At 66.5% G+C, this 20,246-nt stretch carries 20 protein-coding genes; 7 read left to right on the top strand and 13 right to left on the bottom strand.

Features of this window, described 5'->3' with window-relative positions; translation table 11 throughout:
- Positions 1 to 194 precede the first annotated feature (194 nt).
- The 3 genes from thiD (at position 195) to KTQ42_RS13005 (ending at position 2,962) form a co-directional block, all read left to right on the top strand.
- Positions 195 to 1,040, top strand: a complete 846-nt coding sequence (gene thiD, locus KTQ42_RS12995; RefSeq protein ID WP_217345875.1) for a bifunctional hydroxymethylpyrimidine kinase/phosphomethylpyrimidine kinase — start codon at positions 195 to 197, stop codon at positions 1,038 to 1,040.
- Between the two features lie 578 nt (positions 1,041 to 1,618).
- Positions 1,619 to 2,215 (top strand): hypothetical protein, encoded by a 597-nt coding sequence (locus KTQ42_RS13000; protein WP_217345876.1) that lies wholly within the window; start codon positions 1,619 to 1,621, stop codon positions 2,213 to 2,215.
- A 132-nt stretch (positions 2,216 to 2,347) separates the two neighbouring features.
- On the top strand, positions 2,348 to 2,962 hold the full coding sequence (locus KTQ42_RS13005; protein WP_217345877.1) for a toll/interleukin-1 receptor domain-containing protein: 615 nt from the start codon (positions 2,348 to 2,350) through the stop codon (positions 2,960 to 2,962).
- Here KTQ42_RS13005 and KTQ42_RS13010 read toward each other — a convergent pair.
- The 8 genes from KTQ42_RS13010 to KTQ42_RS13045 form a co-directional block, all read right to left on the bottom strand.
- Entirely contained in the window at positions 2,878 to 3,549 is a 672-nt protein-coding gene (locus KTQ42_RS13010) for a cysteine hydrolase (RefSeq protein ID WP_217345878.1), read from the bottom strand. The genes KTQ42_RS13005 and KTQ42_RS13010 overlap by 85 nt on opposite strands.
- Before the next feature lie 19 nt (positions 3,550 to 3,568).
- Entirely contained in the window at positions 3,569 to 4,285 is a 717-nt protein-coding gene (locus KTQ42_RS13015) for a GntR family transcriptional regulator (protein ID WP_217345879.1), read from the bottom strand.
- The gene (locus KTQ42_RS13020) at positions 4,285 to 5,682 is read right to left on the bottom strand and encodes an AtzE family amidohydrolase (protein ID WP_217345880.1); all 1,398 of its coding nucleotides are present in this window, start codon (positions 5,680 to 5,682) and stop codon (positions 4,285 to 4,287) included. The genes KTQ42_RS13015 and KTQ42_RS13020 overlap by 1 nt, the downstream gene beginning before the upstream one ends.
- Positions 5,679 to 5,858 carry a DUF4089 domain-containing protein gene (locus tag KTQ42_RS13025; RefSeq protein ID WP_217345881.1) on the bottom strand — a complete coding sequence of 60 codons (180 nt, stop codon included), beginning with the start codon at positions 5,856 to 5,858 and terminating at the stop codon, positions 5,679 to 5,681. The genes KTQ42_RS13020 and KTQ42_RS13025 overlap by 4 nt, the downstream gene beginning before the upstream one ends.
- Positions 5,859 to 5,871: 13 nt before the next feature.
- Complete coding sequence (locus tag KTQ42_RS13030; RefSeq protein WP_249222747.1) at positions 5,872 to 6,690, bottom strand: ABC transporter ATP-binding protein; 819 nt, start codon at positions 6,688 to 6,690, stop codon at positions 5,872 to 5,874.
- 3 nt (positions 6,691 to 6,693) lie between these two features.
- A complete protein-coding gene (locus KTQ42_RS13035) occupies positions 6,694 to 7,524 on the bottom strand; it encodes an ABC transporter permease (protein WP_217345882.1) in 831 nt (276 codons plus the stop codon).
- A gap of 3 nt (positions 7,525 to 7,527) precedes the next feature.
- Entirely contained in the window at positions 7,528 to 8,571 is a 1,044-nt protein-coding gene (locus tag KTQ42_RS13040) for an NrtA/SsuA/CpmA family ABC transporter substrate-binding protein (protein ID WP_217345883.1), read from the bottom strand.
- Between the two features lie 425 nt (positions 8,572 to 8,996).
- Positions 8,997 to 9,389 carry a hypothetical protein gene (locus tag KTQ42_RS13045; RefSeq protein ID WP_217345884.1) on the bottom strand — a complete coding sequence of 131 codons (393 nt, stop codon included), beginning with the start codon at positions 9,387 to 9,389 and terminating at the stop codon, positions 8,997 to 8,999.
- Positions 9,390 to 9,410: 21 nt separating this feature from the next.
- Between KTQ42_RS13045 and KTQ42_RS13050 the strand changes: the two genes are divergently transcribed.
- On the top strand, positions 9,411 to 10,808 hold the full coding sequence (locus tag KTQ42_RS13050) for an IS66 family transposase (protein WP_217343761.1): 1,398 nt from the start codon (positions 9,411 to 9,413) through the stop codon (positions 10,806 to 10,808).
- A 431-nt stretch (positions 10,809 to 11,239) separates the two neighbouring features.
- Here the strand turns inward: KTQ42_RS13050 and KTQ42_RS13055 are convergent, their stop codons facing one another.
- The 4 genes from KTQ42_RS13055 to KTQ42_RS13070 all read right to left on the bottom strand — a co-directional run bounded on the left by KTQ42_RS13055 (position 11,240) and on the right by KTQ42_RS13070 (position 15,779).
- Positions 11,240 to 12,160, bottom strand: coding sequence for an ABC transporter permease (locus tag KTQ42_RS13055; protein WP_217345886.1), 921 nt, complete (start codon positions 12,158 to 12,160; stop codon positions 11,240 to 11,242).
- On the bottom strand, positions 12,157 to 13,224 hold the full coding sequence (locus KTQ42_RS13060) for an ABC transporter permease (RefSeq protein WP_217345887.1): 1,068 nt from the start codon (positions 13,222 to 13,224) through the stop codon (positions 12,157 to 12,159). The genes KTQ42_RS13055 and KTQ42_RS13060 overlap by 4 nt, the downstream gene beginning before the upstream one ends.
- On the bottom strand, positions 13,217 to 14,695 hold the full coding sequence (locus KTQ42_RS13065; protein ID WP_249222936.1) for an ABC transporter ATP-binding protein: 1,479 nt from the start codon (positions 14,693 to 14,695) through the stop codon (positions 13,217 to 13,219). Before KTQ42_RS13065 ends, KTQ42_RS13060 begins: the two co-directional genes overlap by 8 nt.
- Positions 14,696 to 14,798: 103 nt before the next feature.
- Positions 14,799 to 15,779: a BMP family protein gene (locus tag KTQ42_RS13070; protein ID WP_217345889.1), complete on the bottom strand. Its 981-nt coding sequence runs from the start codon at positions 15,777 to 15,779 to the stop codon at positions 14,799 to 14,801.
- Between the two features lie 108 nt (positions 15,780 to 15,887).
- Here KTQ42_RS13070 and KTQ42_RS13075 point away from each other — a divergent pair, with 108 nt between their 5' ends.
- The 3 genes from KTQ42_RS13075 to nhaR all read left to right on the top strand — a co-directional run bounded on the left by KTQ42_RS13075 (position 15,888) and on the right by nhaR (position 18,903).
- Complete coding sequence (locus KTQ42_RS13075; RefSeq protein WP_217345890.1) at positions 15,888 to 16,697, top strand: cysteine hydrolase; 810 nt, start codon at positions 15,888 to 15,890, stop codon at positions 16,695 to 16,697.
- A complete protein-coding gene (locus KTQ42_RS13080; protein WP_249222748.1) occupies positions 16,694 to 17,887 on the top strand; it encodes an amidase in 1,194 nt (397 codons plus the stop codon). The genes KTQ42_RS13075 and KTQ42_RS13080 overlap by 4 nt, the downstream gene beginning before the upstream one ends.
- An 86-nt stretch (positions 17,888 to 17,973) precedes the next feature.
- Positions 17,974 to 18,903: a transcriptional activator NhaR gene (nhaR, locus tag KTQ42_RS13085; RefSeq protein WP_217345891.1), complete on the top strand. Its 930-nt coding sequence runs from the start codon at positions 17,974 to 17,976 to the stop codon at positions 18,901 to 18,903.
- Between the two features lie 19 nt (positions 18,904 to 18,922).
- Here nhaR and KTQ42_RS13090 read toward each other — a convergent pair whose 3' ends face one another.
- Positions 18,923 to 20,182 carry a putative Na+/H+ antiporter gene (locus tag KTQ42_RS13090; RefSeq protein WP_217345892.1) on the bottom strand — a complete coding sequence of 420 codons (1,260 nt, stop codon included), beginning with the start codon at positions 20,180 to 20,182 and terminating at the stop codon, positions 18,923 to 18,925.
- Between the last annotated feature and the right edge of the window lie 64 nt (positions 20,183 to 20,246).

A 20,246-nucleotide genomic window follows, 5' to 3' on the forward strand; every position in this document is an offset into this window, starting at 1 on the left:
GTCAAAACTATCTCTCAATCGCCGGCCGCCAGTATTGTTTCTGCGCTAGTCCGCGTTAGGAAAAACCAGCGCCGTCAGCCGCGCATGCCTTGATAGAATTGGCTGCCGCGCGCAAGTTCCATGCAATTATCGTACCTTTGAGCAAGGTTTCCTTCGGTTCTGTTTTTCCCCATCCACCACGCCTTCCACCAGCCATGTCCATGCCCGCTTTTCCCGCACCATCGCAGCGTTACGTTCGTGTACTCACCATCGCCGGCTCCGACAGCGGCGGCGGCGCCGGCATCCAGGCCGACCTGAAAACCTTCGCCGCCCTGGGCTGCTATGGCATGAGCGCCATTACCGCCATCACGGCCCAGAACACACTGGGCGTGACCGCCATCCAGGCCCTGCCGGCATCGCTGCTGACCCAGCAGATCGATGCGGTGACCACCGATATCGGCGTGGACGCGGTCAAGATCGGCATGCTGCACGACCCGGACGTGGTGCTGGCGGTGGCGGCGGCAATTAGCCGCTACGGCTGGACGAAAGTGGTGCTGGACCCGGTGATGGTGGCCACCAGCGGCGACGCGCTGATTGCCCGCGAGACGGTGGCCGTGCTGGTGCGTGAGTTGTTTCCGCTGGCCACGGTGGTGACGCCGAACCTGGATGAAGCCGCCCTGCTGCTGGGCCGGCCGGTGACGCGGGAAGCCGAACTGGCGCAGGCAGCGGCCGACCTGCTGGCGCTGGGCGCGCCGGCCATGCTGCTCAAGGGCGGCCATCTGGCCGGCGAGGAACTGGTCGATCTGCTGCTGGAAGCCGGCCAACCGCCGCAACGCTACGCCAGCGCGCGCATTGCCAGCAGCAATACCCATGGCACCGGCTGCACGCTGTCGTCGGCGATTGCCTGCCATCTGGCGCTGGGGCACGATCTGGCCGAAGCGGTGCGCCTGGCGCGCGCCTATGTGGTCGAGGCAATCCGGCACGGGGCGGATGTGCGGGTTGGCGGCGGGCATGGGCCGCTGAATCATGGGTTTGCGCCGGCGGCCATGCGCAAGGCTTAAGGAGAGGCGACAGGCCGCAATCAACCTGTCGTCGACATGGCTCAGCCAATCTCAACCGAACAAAACCGATAAAAGGATATTTGTTCGGTTTTTTTCTACATAAATAGGGACATGGCTTTGCCGGCGCCAGTTGATTCCCACGCTTAACGCTGATCGGTCTCCCAGGACAGGCCCGACAGTTTGTGCTATCAGGAAATTTTCCGGTCAGGCAGTCTTTGGATACCGTGAGAACCTGCAAATTCCGCCATCAGCAGGCTCGTGAATTGAATTTCACCCGAACATCGATAGACGCAAAATTATCCTCAAAATGATTCATCAGCCAAGTCGGGCTTGGAAACGGCGCTGCCATGCTGCATTCCGGGCGCGGCCCCATCCATATTGCAGCCGCTCCATTGCCCGGGGCAGGAATACCGGAGCATGACGACGGCTGATCAAGCGCGTTGCCTCACGCCGTCGAGCATCAGGTCCGCAGGCCTTGCCTGCCTGCTTCCCTTGCCGCATCAAGGCGAAAGCCGCTCGCAATCCCGCCGGGCGCGGATCGCCGGCACATCGCCTCTCATGGCGAAGCAGACAGCGCCATGAAATCACGCGCCCCATGGATCGTACTGTTCGCCGGCCCGATGCTGGACGCACCGCTCTGCGAGCGGGAACGCTTCCCGGCCGACATGGCGCCGCTGGCGACTGCCGAAATCGCACTGCGCCTGGCGCTGCTGGATGCCGGTCCGGGCGACCTGGCGTTGTGCGATGGCGCCTGCGGCGGCAGCCTGCTGTTCGCCGAGGCGGCGCTGGCGCGTGGCATGCGGCTGGAACTGCGCCTGCCATTCGATGAAAAACGCTTCCTGCGGGAAGCGGTCGCCTTCGCCGGCCAGCACTGGCTGTCGCGCTACCTGCGCATCCGCAGCCATCCACGCACAGTGGCCTACTGCCTGCCCGAGCAGGCCGTGCCCGCCGCCGGCAACCCCTTCGCCGAGGCCGGTCAGTGGCAGCTCAACGCCGCCCTCTCGCATGGCAGCGACCGGGTATGGCTGATGACGCTGTCGGAAGGCCCGAATGCTTTCGACGCCGGAAGCGGTACTGCGCAATTGGTGGAGGCCGTGCATCGCTATACTGGACAGATCATTGCCATCGATGCCGCTCATTTGCTGCGCAAGACCAGGGAACGCCGGCGCAACTGACGGCGCCTGACCTCATGCGCGTCGCCCTTTGCGGCCAGGCATGCCGGCGCAGACGGGCGCGCAGCATGGCAAGCCAGCGCAATAACGCCAGAGACAGTTCGTCAGGCGTTTTACCTCGATACGGAGCCTGCCATGCCCGACGTTTTTCTGAGTTATGCCGAACAGGACCGCGATACCGCGCGCCGTGTCGCCAGCCTGCTGCAGGCACAGGGCTGGAGCGTTCACCCGGAGCAGGCGCCGGCCAATGATGCCGAAGCGCGCTGCATGGTAGTACTGTGGTCGCGTCACTCCGTCAACAATGACCAGGTGGCCGCCGAGGCCGAGCAGGGGCGCGCCCGCCATGCCCTGGTGCCGGTGCTGCTGGAACAGGTCACGCCGCCGCCCGGCCTGCGCAGCATCCAGGCGGCCGACCTGTCGGGCTGGGACGGCACGGCCGCTGCGCCCGGCGCGCGCCAGCTGGTGGCCGACCTGGCCGGGCTGCTGGGCCAGCCGCTGCCATCGGGGCGGGTGATCCTGCCGCCGGTGAAGGTGGCGCCGCGCCTGCATCCGGCCTGGCTGATCCTGGTGGCGCTCGGCCTGCTGCTGGCCGCCGGCCTCGGCGCCATCACCCTGTGGCGCAACGCGCCGGCGCCAAAGCCGGCCGCAGCCGCGGCCACCCTGCTTTACGCAGCCAGCAGCGCCGCCAGCGGCGCGGTCCAGCCGACGATGCCGCCCTGGGCGCGGATCATCGCCAGCGTCGCCTCGTGAAAGGCCGGGAAGTAGCTGGCGGCCGCATCCTCCACCAGCAGGCATTCGTACCCGCGGTCATTGGCCTCGCGCATGGTGGTCTGCACGCAGACCTCGGTGGTCACGCCGGCCAGCAGCAGATGGCTGATGCCCCGCTTCCGCAGCACCTCGTTTAGCCCGGTGGCATGGAAGGCGCCCTTGCCGGGCTTGTCGATCACGAGCTCGCCTTCCAGCGGCGCGACCTCGGGCAGGATCTGGTTGCCCGGCTCGCCGCGCACCAGGATGCGGCCCATCGGCCCGGCGTCGCCGATGCGCAGCGTCGCATTGCCGCGCAGCCGCTTGGCCGGCGGGCAATCCGACAGGTCGGGCAGATGCGATTCCCGGGTATGCACCACCAGCAGGCCCAGCGCGCGCGCATGCGCCAGCAGCGCCGCCACGGTGGGCACGATGGATGACAGCGTGCCCACGTCATTGCCCAAGGCCGCGCCAAAGCCGCCGGGCTCGATGAAGTCGCGCTGCATGTCGATGACGATCAGCGCGGTGCGCTCCGGCGCATAGCGGTAGGCATAAGGCGCCGCATCGACCTCGCGTTCCGGACTTGCAGTCATCGTCTTCTCCATGAAATGTTCAGCGGCGCTGGTCGCGCGCGGTATAGAGCCGGTGCAGCGTGATATTGCGCACCTTGGTCTTGCTGGCCTCGACATGCTCGCGCAGCAGCACGGCGGCCTGGTCCGCCTGCCGCGCCAGGATGGCCCGCAGGATGGCGCCGTGCTCGTCATAGGTGCAGGCCACCCGCCCGGCGCTGGAAAAGTCGAGACGGCGCAGGATGCGGATGCGCTCGGTGACGTCGTGATGCACCCGCGCCATTTCCGGATTGGCGGCCGCGGCCACCAGCGCCATGTGGAAGGCCTCGTCCATCTCGGCCACGCGCTGTCCATCGTCCAGGCGCGCCTCCGGCGCCACCAGCCAGAAGTCACTCAGGGTGTAGAGCGCGCCATGCAGTGCGCCGTCTTCGCACAGCCGGCGCACCACGGCTGTTTCCAGCACCAGCCGCAGGTCGTACAGGTGATCGAACTGCTCGAAGTCCAGCAACCTGACCGACCAGCCGCTTTTGGCATCCATGTCCAGATAGCCTTCCCGCTGCAGCCGCGCCAGCGCCTGCCGCAGCGGCGTGCGCGACATGCCGAGCCTGGCCGCCATCGCGGTTTCGGAAAAGCGTTCGCCCGGCAGCAGGCGGAAGGCAAACAGTTCGTCCTTCAGCCGCAGGTAGGCCGCATCGCCCAGCGTGGCCGGGCTGTCGTTGGCGGCGTTGGCCGGCGCATGGCGCCATGCGTTGGCCGCCATCAGGCAAACACTCCCGGTTCCCGCGCCATGGCCACGCCCTGCCCCGCCAGCAACCGCGCAGCCGCCAGGCACAGGTCTTCCCGCCATGGCGGCGCGATCAGCTGCACGCCGATCGGCAGGCCGGGCTCGCCGCCGGCCGGCCAGACCGGCACGGTGCAGACCGGCAGGCCGATGCAGGAGATCGGCTGGGTCAAGAGGCCCATGCTGGCGCGCAGCGGCAAGGCGCGGCCGCCGATGTGGAGGGTGGAGGCGCCGGCCACGGTGGCCTGCACCGGCGTGGCCGGCGCGATCAGCAGGTCGAGGCCCTGGTCGGCAAACAGCGCCATCACTTCCTCATGGGCGCGGCGACGCACCCGCTGCGCCTGCGCCAGCCAGGCTGACGGCATCAGCGAGCCGGCAATCAGGCGGTCGCGCGACAGCGGCTCGTACTCTTCGTAATGGCGCATCAGGCGGGCGCGATGCAGGGCGCCGCCTTCGGAACCGGTGATCAGGAATGCGGCCGACCGCGCCGCTTCCGCGCCCTGCCATTCCACGCTGCGCGCCGCGCCCAGCGCAGCGGCAACCCGCTGCACCGCTTCCCGCGCCGCCTCACCGGCCTGGCGCTCGAACCAGCCGCCCAGCACCCCCACCCGATCGCCACGGATCGCCGTTGCGCCATGCCCGACCGGCTCGGCGGCGCGCGGCGCGCAGGCCGGGTCGCTCGCGTCCGGCCCCTGCAGCGCATCGTAGGCCGCCGCCAGGTCATCGACATCGGCCGCGAACGGGCCGAGATGATCCAGGCTGTGCACGAAGGGAAAGCTGCCGGTGCGCGGCAGGCGGCCGAAGGTGGGCTTCAGGCCAAAGATGCCGCACAGCGAGGACGGCACCCGGATCGAGCCGTTGGTGTCCGAGCCCAGCGCCAGCGGGACCAGGCCGCCGGCCACCGCCGCCGCCGAGCCGCCGGAAGAGCCGCCGGCAATGCGGCTGGCGTCATGCGGGTTGCGCGTCACGCCATAGTGGCTGTTCTCGGTGGTGAAGCCGTAGGCATGCTCGTCCATGTTGAGCGCACCCACCAGCACCGCGCCGGCGGCGCGCATGCGGCGCACGAGTTCGGCATCGGCGGCAGCCGGCGGATTGCTCCGGTTGACCCGGCCCCCGGCGACAGTCACTTCGCCGGCGATGTCGAACAGGTTCTTGACCGCATACGGCACGCCGGCCAGCGGCGGCAGCGGCCGGCCGGCCGCGCGCAGCGCATCGACCGCGGCCGCCTCGATGCGCGCCCGCTCCAGGCACAGGCTGGTGAAGCTGTTGAGCACCGGGTCGCGCTTGCCGATCAGGGCCTCGGTGTCGGCCAGCACTTCCAGCGCGCTGGCCTTGCCCGCCCGGATCTGCGCGGCGATGTCGAGCGCGCGCCTCATGGCAGGAACACCGGCGCCGGCTCCAGCGCGAATGGCAGCTCGTCCTGCATCAGCACCGCGGCGATTGCGGCAATGCCCTCGAATGCCGCCGCAACGCCGGCTTCCTGGGCCTGGCTCAGCTCATAGCCCTGCAGCCGCAGGGCCTGCGCCACATAGGCGCGGATGTCCTCTTCCATGACGGCCTCCCTTTCAGCGCCGCACTTCGCGCTGGAAAATCTCCAGGCTCTTCTTCTTGGTCGCGATGAAGCCCGCGCCCGAGAGCGTCTCCACCGTGCGCGGCCGCGGGTCGTCGTACTGCAGGATCTCCGCAACGCGGGTCGGCCGCTTGGTCAGCAGCAGCACCTGGTCGGCCAGGTACACCGCCTCTTCCAGGTCGTGCGACACCAGCACCATGGTGGTGCCGGTCTGCATGAAGACTTCCTGCAGCTTCTCGCGGATGAACAGCGTCATCTCGAAGTCCAGCGCCGAGAACGGCTCGTCGAGGAACAGCACTTCCGGCCGCGGCGCCAGCGCCCGCATGATGGACGCGGTCTGCTGCTGGCCGCCGGACAGCTCGTAGGGATAGCGGCGCAGGTCGAACTTCACGTCGAAGGACGCGACCAGTTCCTCCATGCGGCGGTTGATCTCGGCCGGTGATTTCCCTTCCAGCTTCAGCGGATAGGCGATGTTGTCGATGGTGCGCTGCCAAGGCAGCATCGCCTCGCGGTAATTCTGGAACACATAGCCGACCTTGGTATCGGCCAGCGACTTGCCGTCGAACAGGATCTGGCCGGCGTCGACCGGGATCAGGCCCGCGATCATGTTGATCAGCGTGCTCTTGCCGCAGCCGTTGGGACCGAACACCGAGACGATGCGGCCCTTCGGTATGTCGAGGTCGAAGTTCTCGTACAGCGGCCAGCCGGCGAAGTACTTGGTCAGGCCGCTTATGGTGATATGGGTGCCGGCCGGGCCGGGCGCAAAGCGCGGCGCGGGCGGTTCCAGTTCGGCCAGCATGGTGGCAGGTCTCATGGCTTATCTCCCGTTCCAGTGAATGATGCGGCGCTCGATGAGCAGGAACAGCACATTGAGCGCATAGCCCAGCGCGCCGGCCGCGAGTATTGCCGCGTACATGCTCTTGACATTCAATACCTGCTGCGCATCGATGATGCGGTGGCCGATGCCGTTTTCCGAGCCGATGAACATTTCGGCGACGATCACGATCACCAGCGCCATCGACACCGCCGAGCGCAGGCCGACGAAGCTCGACTGCAGGCTTTCCCATACCAGCACGTCGCGGAAGATCTGCCAGCGCGTCGCGCCCATCACCCGCACCGCCATGACCCGCTGCTTCCTGGCGTTCATCACGCCATAGGCGCTGTTGAAGATCACGATCAGCAGCGCGCCGAAAGCGGCGATGGCGACCTTGTTGATATCGGACACGCCGAAGATCAGCAGGAACAGCGGTATCAGCGCCGACGACGGCGTGGAGCGGAAGAAGTCGATCAGGAACTCGATGCTGCGATAGACATTCTCGTTGCTGCCCAACAGCACGCCCAGCGGCACGCCGACCACGGCCGCGATCAGGAAGGCCTGCAGGGTGCGGCCGAAGGTCACGGCGAAGTCGGTCAGCAGCGGACCGCCGGCCATGCCGGTGACCAGCGCCTCCAGCGTGGCCGCGGGACTGGGCAGCAGGATGGCCTTGATCAGGCCGAAGCGCACCACCAGGTCCCAGACAATGAACAGCACCATCGGACCGATGAAGGGGAGCGCCTTCTTCCATGCCGGCGGCGCCGGCGCTTTGGCGGCGTCGGCATTGGCCGGCGGCGCCCATGGCGCGGCCGGGTTGACTGCGGTCTTGTTCATGGCTTACCCCTTGTACAGCAGCGAGTCCACCATCACCCGCTTCTGGAAGATGCCCTTGTCGGCAAACAGGTCATAGAACTTCTGGAAGTGGGCCACGTCGCTGGGCTTGAATTCGTTGTAGAACATGTAGTCCGACATCGGCACTTCGGCCGTCAGCGCGCCCTCGATCGCGGTATAGCCTTTCAGGTAAGGCCGCGCCGCGTCCGGCGACTTGCGCACCAGGTCCACGCCGCGCAGATAGGCGGCCATGTACTTCTTCGCCGCCTCCGGATGCTGGCGGATGAATTCCGACGTCAGGCTGGCCGCGCCGCCATGCCAGGGCGCCATCGCATCGCCCAGGATGTACTTGGCCACCACGCCGGTTTCCAGCGTGCGGGTGGCGCCGTTCAGGCGGCCGACGGTGCCGGTGGGTTCCAGCGTGTACACCGCATCGACCTGCCCGGCCGCAAGCGCCGCCACATGCTGGCCGATCGGCAGCTCGACCACGGTCACGCCGGTGGCGCCACCGCGCTCCAGCATCACCTTGGCCAGCGTCATGTTCTGCACGCCCGGTCCGCAGCCGATGCGCTTGCCTTTCAGATCGGCGATGCTCTTGACCGCACTGTCCTTGGGCACGACGAATTCATCGAGCACGAATTTGGCGTTGGTGGGGTTGGTGCAAAAGATCTTGAACAGGCCGGGCTGCGCGATCTCGCCGATGGCCAGCACGGCCGATGCGGTGCCATTGCTGCTGCCTTCTGCGCGGCCGGCCAGCATTGCTTCCATCACCTGCTGCGCGCTGGCGAACTTCTGCGCCTCGACATCGAGTCCCGCCTCCTTGAAATAGCCCTTTTCCACCGCGGCGAAAAACGGCAGGCCTGATGCGACCGGCCAGTAGCCGATGCGTATCTTGGGCGAAGCCTGCGCGCGCACGATGGCAGGCGCGCCAAGCGCCGCCAGCGCGCCGCCGGCAAGCGCCGCGCGCAGCACGCGGCGGCGGCTGGGCGAACGCGGTGCGGCGTGCTCCGACTGAGTGGCGATGGCGAATGCGGGGCTGATGTCTTTCATTGGATCTCCGGACAAGGGGTTGAACGTGAGACCGGTCTTTAGTGGTGCACCGGCCTGTATACAGGCTGGTGTACATGCAGCTTGCGTGCCAGCCTGTTTTGGTGCGGGGAGAAAGGTGGCGGGCGACGGCGCTTCGAGTCGGCTGAAAGGATGCGCAATTGCGGAACGGCGCATTGCATTAAGAGTTGCACAGGTAGCGAGGCGGTACAGCTTTGCAGGTAGGGGTGACGTTGCAGTTGCTTTTGAAGTACGCGTAGCGACCGTTGCAGTTGCTTTTGAAGTACGCGTAGCGACCGTTGCAGTTGCAGTTGCAGTTGCAGTTGCAGTTGCAGTTAGGTGTGAAACCCCGTTGAGCGCGCCGTGTCAGCGGTGCCCGGAGCGGATAAGGTGCGGCGTCTGTCTGAGCGAAGCGCAGCGTAGCGAGTTTAGCCGCGCCCCGCTCCGGGTACCGCTGCCACGGGAACCCCGCGCAGCGGGGCGCGATCACCGGGGCCGCCTTTTTTGGTTACTTTTTTGGCGGAGCAAAAAAGTAACCCGGCCGCCGGGACGGACTCCCGGCTTGTCTCCACGGCAGTGCAATCGCCTTGCGTCAACCGGCAAGGCACGGGCAGCACTGTCGTCGTTGTCTTTGACGTTTCTAAGCAAACTGCGAACTGCAAAGTCAAAAGCAACTGCTGCTTCGCCGTGACGCCTTTACGCCGGGTGAAACAACGCCACTGCACTGCCGTCATGACCAGGCCGGGTGTTCGCCCCGGCAGGCGACCTACTTCTTTTGCTTCGCCGTAACTATTCAGCATCAGACTGTTAAATTCCTTCATTCAGGTGCATAGTGCGATGTCATGAAATCACGTCCCGATCTCTCCACTCTGAGCTTCGAGCAAAAGGACGAGCTGATCCTGCAACTCTGGGATCGCCTCGACAAGCTCGAAGCGATGCTGCTTAAAAACAGCAGTAACTCCAGCAAGCCGCCTTCGTCAGACGGCTTCAAACGCAAGCCTAAATCACGCCGCGTGGCTGGCAAGGCCAGTGCGGGCGGGCAGAAGGGACATCCCGGATCGACATTGAAACGAGTCGACGTGGCTGACCAAGTGCAAGTGCATCAGCCACCGCAACGCTGCACGGCATGTGGCAGCAAACTCGACCTGCGCACCGCCACGATCGATGTGCAAGGGCGTCAGGTCATTGACTTGCCTGCCATTCGCATGACGGTGATCGAGCATCGCCTGCAGCGTGTGCGCTGCCGTTGCGGCCAGGCGCATACCGGATGCTATCCCGAGGGGGTGACGCAGGCGGCACAGTACGGTGCGACCATCAAGGCTGCGGTGGTTTATCTGACGCAGTATCAGCATGTGCCGATGAAGCGATGCACGCGCCTGATGCAGGACTTGTTTGGCGTGACGATGTCCCCGGCCAGCGTGCATGCCGCCATTGCGCAGGCGCACGCCGCTGTGGCACCGGTGGTGCAGGCGCTGGGCGAGTCACTGCTGCAGGCGCCAGTAGTGCACTTCGATGAAACGGGCATGCGCGTGGGCACCAAGCTGTACTGGATGCACAGTGCATCGACCGAGGACGCAGTGGTCTATCAGGTGCATGCGCGCCGCGGCTACCAGGCGCTGGAGGCGTTGAACCTGCTGCCGCGCTTCAAGGGTGTGGCCGTGCATGACGGCTGGCCTTCCTACTACCGTTTCAACGTACAACATGCGTTATGCAACGCGCATCATTTGCGTGAGCTGGAGTTCGTAATCGACTCGACCGGGCAGCAATGGGCGCAAGACATGATGAGCTTGCTTGTGAAGATGAATCATGCTGTGGATGCCAGCGAGGATGGGGTGTTGAGCCAGCATGTTGCTGCAAGCTACCGTCGCCGATACCGTGAGCTCCTTGAGCAGGGTCGCCAGCATAATCCGCAAAGGCTGACTGACCTGACCCGCAAGGACAAGCGAGGCGGCATCAAGCAAAGCACCACATACAACCTGATCAAGCGGCTGGAGCAACACGCTGATGATGTGCTGCGTTTCATGCATGATGCACGGGTGCCGTTCACGAACAACCTTGCCGAGCGCGACCTTCGCATGCCCAAGCTCAAGCAGAAGGTATGCGGATGCTACCGCAGCTTTGCGGGCGCGCAGGCGTATTGCAGCATTCGTTCCTACATAGGGACATTGCAGAAGCAATCGAAGGATCTGATACAGGCATTGACCATGCTATTTAGCGGTCGCATGCCTTCGACAGGTTAAGGCTGCATACGTCTTGCGTTCTATGAATGCTGAATAGTTACGGCGAAGCAAAAGAAGTAGGCAAGAAAAGGCGACCCGATGATCGCGCCCCGCTGCGCGGGGTCCCCGTGCCGTCGACGCCTGAAGCGGGGCGCGGCTAAACTCGCTGCGCTGCGCTTCGCTCAAACAGACGCCGCACCTTATCCGCTTCAGGCATCGCCGTCACGGCGCGCTCAACGGGACTTGAACTGCAACGGCAACGGCAACTGCTTTCGTAGGATGCAATACCCGAAGGGCATTGCACCGCCGTTAGCAAACCGGAATGGCATTGCCACCGACTTCCCTGATCAACCAATGGTGGAATGCCCCTTCGGGGCATTCCACCTACGACCGCGGCGGAAGCGGTTCCACAGGTAATTCGGCGGTACCAGTTGCCGCCTCTCCCCTGCCCCTTACCCCCGCTGATAAGCCTCCCCCAGATACCCCGGCGCAGTCTGCCGCCCAATCACCCCCGCCACCGCCAGCAAGGCCAGCAGATACGGCAGCATGATCAGCAGCGCGCTCGGCACCTGCACGCCCACCGTCGGCAGGAAGAACTGCAGCGCCGTCGCCGCGCCGAACAGCAGGCAGGCCAGCAGCATGCGGCCCAGCTTCCAGTTGCCGAAGATGATGGCGGCGATTGCCAGGTAGCCGCTACCGCTGGTCATGCCCTCGGTGAAGGTGTGGATGTCGCCAATCGAAATGAAGCAGCCGGCAATCGCCGCCATCACGCCCGAGAACATCACTGCACCATAGCGCAGCCCGTTGACCGACAGGCCCGACTTGTCGACCGCGCGCGGCGCCGCGCCGGCGGCGTGCAAGGCCAGGCCAAGCGCGGTCTGGCGCATCATGAAGGCGGTGGCGGCGATGATCACAAGGCCGAGATAGAACAGCCAGACCTGCTCCAACACCACCTGCCCGACGATGGGAATGTCGCGCAGCAGCGGCGGCGCCCATTTGTCCAGGCCGGGAATCGCCGCGCTGGAGCGGCTGCCGAAGAGTTCGCGGTAGGCCAGCGTGGTGCCGCCCAGCGCCAGGATGTTGATGCCGATGCCGGTCACGATCTGGTTGGCGCGCAGCGTGATCGACAGGAAGGCCTGCAGCAGCGCCACCGGCAGCACCGCGAGGATGCCCAGCGCCAGCCCGATCAGCGGGTTGCCGGTGGCCCAGGAGCCCACCGCGCCGGCGAAGGCGCCTGTCAGCATCATGCCTTCCAGGCTCATGTTGAGCACGCCGGCGCGCTGGCTGACCAGCTCGCCGGTCGCGCCCAGCAGCAGGGGCGTGGCGAAGCGGATCGCCGAGCCGATGAATACCGCTGACAATTCAAGACTCATTTGGCCCCTCCATGCCGGTCCATCCACAAGGCCGCGCCAGCCACGGCGAGGATGATCATGCCCTGCACCACCTGCACCAGGGCCGACGGCACCGAAGCCGCCATTTCCATGTTGATGCCGCCCGAGCGCAGGAAGCCGAACAGCAGCGCGCCGGCGAATACGCCCGGCAGCGAGCCGCGTGCCAGGAGGCCCACCACCAGGCCGTCGAAGCCATAGCCGGAGGAGAAGCCGCTCTTCAATGCATACTGGTCGCCCTGCAGCATGATGGCGCCGGCCAGGCCGCCGAGCGCGCCGGCAAGCGTCATGGCCAGCACCACGGTGCGTGCGATCGGCATGCCGGCCTGGCGCGATGCCAGCGGATTCATACCCACCGAGCGCAGGTGCAGGCCGAACAGGCTGCGCGCCAGCAGCCAGGCCGTGCCCAGGCCCAGCAGCACGGTCAATGGCAGGCCAATGTTGATCGGCATCGATTCGTCGCCCAGGAAGAAGGGCAGCCTGGTCGTGGCCGGGATTTCCAGCGACTCGGGCAGCGTGCCCGAATTGCTCATCGGCTGGCGCAGCAGCCGTTCCGACTGCACCGACCAGTACAGCAGCCACACGCCGATGAAAGACAGCATCAGCGTGCTGATCACTTCATTGGTGCCGGCCCGCGCCTTGAGCAGGCCGGGCAAGGCGCCCCATGCGGCGCCGGCCAGTGCGCCAGCCAATAACGGCAGGATGAAGGCCAGGCCCAGCGGCAGGCCCTGCACGCCGCCGTACAGGCTCACCGCGGTGGCAGCAATGGCGCCGACCGCGATCTGCCCTTCGCCGCCGACATTGGTCAGCCGCGCTCTATCGGCCAGTACGAAGCCGGTGCCGACCAGCGCGAAGATCACCGCCCGGTTGACCGATGCGCCGATGGCATAGGGCGAGCCCCAGGCGCCGTCGGCAAAGGCTTCCAGCGCCTCGCCGACGGGCACGCCGGTCAATGCCACCAGCAGGATGCCCACCGTCATGGCCAGCAGCACTGCTGCTGCCGGCAGCGCCCGCGCCGGCGTGAAGTTCAGTGAGTAGGCTTTAGTCATGGGATTGTCCCGCCATCATGGCGCCGATGCGCGCCCTTTGTTCCGGGCCGGCCGGGCAGGCGCCCATGAAGCGGCCGCGGTACAGCACCACGATGCGGTCGGCCACGGCCAGCAGGTCATCGAGTTCGGAAGAGATCAGCAGCACCGCCACGCCGCGGTCGCGGGCGGCACGAATATGGTTGTAGACCGCCTCGACCGCGCCCACATCCAGGCCGCGGGTGGGCTGGGCCGCAATCAGCAGCGCAAGCTTGTCCTGCGTCAGCTCGCGCGCCAGCACCGCCTTCTGCTGGTTGCCGCCGGAGAGGCCGCCGAAGGCCACGTCCTCGCTGGCGGCGCGCACGTCGAAGCGCTGCATCAGCTCGCGCGCGGCGGCGCGCATGGCGCTGCGGTCCAGCATGCCGCGCCGGGTGAACCTGTGGAGCTGGTTGAGGAAGATGTTTTCCGCAACCGAAAGGCCGGTGACGCAGCCCACCGCATGCCGGTCTTCCGGCACGATGCCCACGCCGGCGCGGGTGATCGCCTGCGGCGTGCTGCCCGTGAGATGCCTGCCGTTGACGAAGAAGCGGCCGGCGGCCGGCTTGATCATGCCCGACAGCGCCGCCGCCAGCTCGCTCTGGCCATTGCCCTCGACGCCGGCAATGCCGACGATCTCATGGCGGTTGACGATCAGCGTGACATTGTCCAGCCGCAGCGCGCCATGCGCATCCTTCACCGTCAGGCCGTCGACCTGCAGCACTTCGTCGCGCACATCGCTGGAAGCCGGCTGGCGCGGCGCGATGCGCATCGCGGGCGTGGCCGGCGCACCCGCGTCGCGCGCGATCATGGCCGTTACCAGGCGGTCGATGTCATTGGCCGGCGTCGTCGACGATGCCACCGTGCGGCCGCCGCGCAGCACCGTGACGCGGTCGGCCACCTGGCGGATCTCGGCCAGCTTGTGGGTCACAAGCACCACGCCGCAACCGCTGTCGGCGACCTTGCGGCACACCTTCAGCAGCGCGGCGATCTCGTCGGGCAGAAGCACCGCGGTCGGTTCGTCCAGCACCAGCAGGCGCGGCTCGCGCATCAGGCACTTGATGATTTCCACCCGCTGCCGCTCGCCCACCGAGAGGTCGGATATCAGCGCATCCGGGTCCAGTTCAAGGCCGTACTGCGAGGCCAGCGCACGGATGCGGGCGCCGGCTTCACGGCGCTTCAGGAGGCCGCGGCTCTGGCCCAGGAGCAGGTTGTCGGCCACGCTGGCGTCTTCCACCAGGCTGAAGTGCTGGTGCACCATTGCGATGCCGCGCGCCAGCGCATCGGCCGGGCCGCGCGGCCGGTAGGGCGCGCCGTCCAGCAGCATCGCACCGCTGTCGGGCGCATGCACGCCGAACACCAGGTTGCATAGCGTGGACTTGCCGGCGCCGTTCTCGCCCAGCAGGCAATGGATCTCGCCGGCGCGGATGTCCAGGCTGACCCCGTCCAGCGCGGCCATCGCGCCGAAGCGCTTGCCTACATTGTCCAGCCGCAGCCAGCCCGCTTCCACGGCGGAGGGAGCCACAGCAGCGGCGGCGGGTGCGAAGGCGGCGTGCATTGCGTCAGCCTTCCAGCACCTTGATCTTGCCGTCCATGATGTCCTTCTTGATCTGCTCCAGCCTGGCCTTCTGCTCGGCCGTGGCGCCGCAGATCTTCATGTCGGAGGCATCGGCGCCCATGGCCAGGCCGAACGGCTTGTAGCCCGGCTTCCATTCGCCGGACACGGCCTGCGAGATCGCGTAATGCACCTGGTAGCCCACGCCGGTGATGCTGTAGGCCACGTACAGCGGGTCGCTGCCGCAGCGGTCGGTATAGCTGCCGATGATGTGGGTGCCCTTTTCCTTGGCCGCCTGCTCCATGCCGCGCAGGCCGAGGTTGAGGATGTGATAGTGCACGTCGGCGCCCTGGGCGATCGCGGCCAGCGTGGCTTCCTTGGACTTGGAGACGTTGTCGAAGTCGCCGGTGTAGTTTTCCACGTACTTGATCTGCGGATTGATCGCGCGCGCGCCGTTGCCGAACTCCTTGCCGGCATTGACGATGGAAGGAATCTCCATGCCGCCGACATAGCTGACCGCGCCGTTCTTCGACAGCATGGCCGCGGCCGCGCCGGCCACATAGGCGATCTGCGCCTGCTTGACGTCATAGCCGGCGACATTGGGCGCGGATTCGCCCTGGTTGCCGCCGACGATGGAAAACTTCTTCTTCGGGAAGCGCTTGGCCACCTTCAGCACCGCCGCCTGGGTCTGGCCGCCGACGCCGATCACCAGGTCGTTCTTGCCGGCCAGGTTGGTCAGCGCCTGCTCCATGTCGGCATAGTTGATGTTCTCGATCATCTGCACCTTGATCTTGCTGCCGAACTCCTTCTCGGACTGGGCCAGGCCGCTATAGCCCGATTCCATCCAGCCCTTGTCGGACTTCGAGCCGGGGATCAGCACGCCGACCTTGACCGGGTCGGCGGCCTGGGCCGGGCCGAACGCAGCGGCAATCGCCAGCACGGACACGGACAACAACAGGCGACGGCGTGATGAGGTTTTGCAACGCATGACTGGCACTCCTTTTGCATTGGGAAAGTCGACTTGCCCTGGCTTACAGGGCCTGACTCATCCATAGCAAGTTCGATGCCACTGCCGGCAATGCCCTCAGGAGAAACCATGCAGAAAGCCCCACCGCCACTTGCCCGCCCAGCCGACGGCATGCTGGGCCACAGCCCCAATACCGCATGGCGCGCCAGCGCCGAAGAGATCGACATGGCGGTGCCGCCGCCGCATCCGGTGCTGGCCCGCATCGCCTGCCAGCCGCAGTCGGTGCTGGTGAACCTGCGCCAGACAGCCATCATCGTGGTCGACATGCAGAATGATTTCTGCACCACGAATGGCTGGGTGCACGAGATTGGCGGCGACCCGACCCCGAACCGTGCGCCGATTGCACCATTGCAGGGATTGCTGCCGGCATTGCGCAAGGCCAGCGTGCCGGTGATCTGGGTCAACTGGGGCAACCGGCCCGACCTGGCCAACATGCCGCCCAACCAGATCCATCTGTACAAGCCGTCGGGCACGGGCACCGGCCTGGGCGACCCCTTGCGCAGCAATGCCGCGCCGGTGCTGCAGAAGGACTCGTGGGCCGCGGCCGTGGTGGATGAACTCAAGCCCGAGCCCGGCGACATCATGGTCGACAAGTACCGCATCAGCGGCTTCTGGGACACGCCGCTCGACAGCATCCTGCGCAACTTGGGCATACGCACCATCCTGTTCGCCGGGGTCAACATCGACCAGTGCGTGCTGCACACCCTGACCGACGCCAACTTCCTCGGCTATGGCTGCCTGCTGGTGGAAGACTGCTGCGCCACCACCTCGCCCGGCTTCTGCGCCGAGGCGGCGGTATGGAACGTGAAGAAATGCTTCGGCTTCACCACCGACAGCACGCGGCTCCTGAGCGCGCTGGAAACGGCGCGGCCGGCATGATGCCCGCGCCGCCCGACCTGTTCGGCGCCTTCCTGCCGGGCGCGCGCTGCACCGCCCTGCCCAGCGCGGCCGGCGCGCTGGATGGCATGGCGATGGCGGTCAAGGACCTGATCGACATCGAAGGCGCCGTCACCGGCGGCGGCAATCCCGACTGGGCCGCCGACCATGCACCCGCCAGCCGCCATGCGCCCTGCGTGGCAACGCTGCTGTCATCGGGCGCGCACTTGTGCGGCAAGACCATCACCGATGAACTGGCCTTCAGCCTGGAAGGACGCAATGCCCATTACGGCACGCCGCTCAATCCGCAGCTGCCCGACTGCCTGCCCGGCGGCTCGTCCTCCGGCTCGGCGGTGGCGGTGGCGGCCGGGCTGGCCGACTTCGCGCTGGGCACCGATACCGGCGGCTCGGTACGGGTGCCGGCCGCCTTCTGCGGCCTTGCGGGCTTTCGTCCCACGCATGGCCGGGTCTCGCCTGAAGGCGTGCTGCCATTCGCGCCCAGCTATGACACCGTGGGCTGGCTTGCCCGTTCGGCCAGCCTGCTGGCGCAGGTAGGCCAGGCGCTGCTTGGCCCATCGGCCGTCGCATCGGGCGCGCCGCGGCTGTGCCTGGCTGCCGATGTCTATGCCATGGCCGAGCCGCGCAGCGCGGCCCTGCTCAAAAGCGCCGCCGAGGCCCTTGGCGCAGGCGCATCGGTGGACGTCTTCGAGGGACGCGCGGCGCAATGGCTGCGCTGCTACCAGGTGCTGCAGGGCGCCGAGATCCGGCACACGCTGGGCCCGTGGATTGCCGCCAGGAAGCCGCGCTTCGGACGCGACATCGCGGCACGCTTCGCCTCCACGCTGGACATCGCCGACGACGACATCCGCGACCAGCAGGCATTCCGGCTGATCGTCAGCGCAAGGCTGCATCGCCTGCTGGCCGATGGCAGGGTGCTGGTGCTGCCTACGGTGCAGGTTCCGTCGCTGAAGAAGGACGCCAGCGGCGCGGCGCTGTCTGCCTTCTATGAAGTCGCGCTGGCGGTCAATGCCATCGCAGGCCATGCCGGCCTGCCGCAGCTGGTGCTGCCGGCCGGCCGCGTGGGCGGCGCGCCGGTCAGCCTGTCCTTCATCGCGCAGGCCGGCATGGACGAGTTGCTGCTGGCGCAGGCGCCGCGCTGGGCGGCGCAATTGCAGGCCGACGGCTTCCGTTGAAGTGACGAAGGCGCAGCGATGCGCCGCATGCATGCCAAACCGACGTTTGCGGAGATAATGGCGGCATTATCACTATCACGCCGACCATGAAGACTTCCGGACTCGGACTCAACTTTCGCCATCTCTATTATTTCTGGGTGGTTGCCAAGGAAGGCAGCATCACCCGCGCCGCCGACCGCCTCGATGTCGCGGTGCAGACCATCAGCGCCCAGCTGAGCCTGCTGGAGCAGTCGGTCGGCAAGTCGCTCCTGGCGCCGCAGGGGCGGCGTCTGGTGCTGACCGAGGCCGGGCGCATCGCGCTGGCCTATGCCGACCAGATCTTCCTGCTCTCCGAGCAGATGATGGATACCCTGGCCATCTCCGACACCGAGCACAGCATGCGCCTGACCGTGGGCATCTCCGACTCGGTGCCCAAGCTGATCACCTCGCACCTGCTGGAAGCGGCGCTGGCGCTGCCGCAGCGGGTGCGGCTGGTGTGCTACGAGTACCAGCTGGACAACCTGCTGGCAGACCTGGCGCTGCACAAGCTGGACGTGGTGCTGACCGACAGGCCGGTGCCCTCGGGCACCAACATGCGCGTCTTCAGCCATCTGCTGGGCGAGAGCGAGATCGCGCTGTTCGGCCTGCCGGCCCTGGCCGAGCGCTATGCGCCGGGCTTTCCGGCCAGCCTGAATGGCGCGCCGTTGCTGCTGCCGACCCGCAACAATGCCATCCGCGGCCGCATCGAGCACTGGCTGGAGATGAACAGCATCCGGGTCGATGTGGTGGGCGAGTTCGACGACAATGCGCTGCTCAACACCTTCGGCCGCAACGGCATGGGCCTGTTCCCGGCCGACTCGGCGCTGGCCAAGGATGTGCACGACCAGTTCGGCGCGGTGCCGGTGGGCGCGCTGTCCTCGGTCAAGGAGCAGTTCTATGCCATCTCCAACGAGCGCAAGATCAAGCATCCGGCGGTGGAGGCGATCCTTGCCGCGATCCATGGCAAGGCGTTCCCGCTGTCCCGGCAGGCTGCCTGAACCGGCATGAACGCGCCTGCTACAGCAGGCGCAATGCCAGCGCCGCCACCAGCGTGGGCGGCAGCGCGGCCAGCAGCAGGCCCAGCGGTCGTATCGTATTGTCGGCAAACTTTTCCTTCAGGATGGCCGCGCCCGCCGGATTGGGCGCATTGGCGATCAGCGTCAGGCCGCCGCCGGTCACGGCGCCCGCCACCAGCGCGGCCTTGAATTCCGGGCTCAGGCCTTCCACCAGCGAACCAAGGTAAGTCAGCGCCGCATTGTCGGTGATGGCGGTCAGCGCGGTGGCGCCGAAGAACACGGCATTGGCGTCCATGCTCATCAGCACCGGCTCCAGCCACCATTGCTGCAGCCCGCCCAGCACCACCAGGCCGGCGAGGAAGAAGGCCACCAGCAGGGCCTCGCGCAGGATCAGCGCGTCCTGATGCCGCTGGTAGGCGGTCGCAAAGCCGAGGAAGAACAGGAACACGCCCATGAACATCGGCGAATGGTGCGCAAACACGACCACCAGCAGCAGGAAGGCAAGATGGGCCAGGATCATCGGCAGGGGCACATTCGATGCCGCTCCGTGCGGTGCGTCCGCCATGTGGCCAAGTTCACGCCGGAACAGCAGCATCGCCGCGCCGGCATTGATCACGACCGCGATGGCGGCCTTCCAGCCGAAGGTGGCGATCATGAAGCCGATGTCCCAGTTCCACTTGGCCGCCACCATCAGCACCGGCGGCGCGGCGAAGGGCGTGAGGGTGCCGCCGATGGAGACATTGACGAACAGCACGCCGATGGTGGCGTACTTCAGCTTCTCGGATACCTGGCGCGAGAACAGCGTGTCGCGCAGCATCAGCGCAGCCAGCGTCATGGCCGCCGGCTCGGTAATAAAGGAGCCCAGCAGGGGCACCAGCGCCAGCACCAGGAAGTACAGCGCCATCGCGCGCGGCAGCGGCAGCAAGCGCGCCACCAGGCGCACGGCCGAGCCGGCGAACTGCAGGATGGGGCGGGTGCCGGCGATCACCATGATGGCAAACACGAACATCGGCTCGGTGAAGTTACGCGATTCCAGGTAGCCGATCGCTTCCTGCCTGCCGCTGACGGCAAACATGAACAGCATCAGCACCATGGCCCAGAAGCCGAACACGACTTCAACCTCGCCCAGCAGATGCCAGATGCCCGCATGGCGCGGCCGGGTATGGGCGAGATGCTCGAAGAACCGGGTGGAAAAGGTATGGAGGACGGCGATGGCGAACAGGCTGGCGCCAATGATCTGGATCAGTGTGGGTGCGTTCATGGTCGTGAGCAAGCCGCGTGGCGGCCCGACCATCGCGTTACCTGCCACACAGGATTGTGTGAGC

Origin of the sequence: Noviherbaspirillum sp. L7-7A (assembly GCF_019052805.1) — a bacterium.
GTDB lineage: Bacteria > Pseudomonadota > Gammaproteobacteria > Burkholderiales > Burkholderiaceae_D > Noviherbaspirillum_A.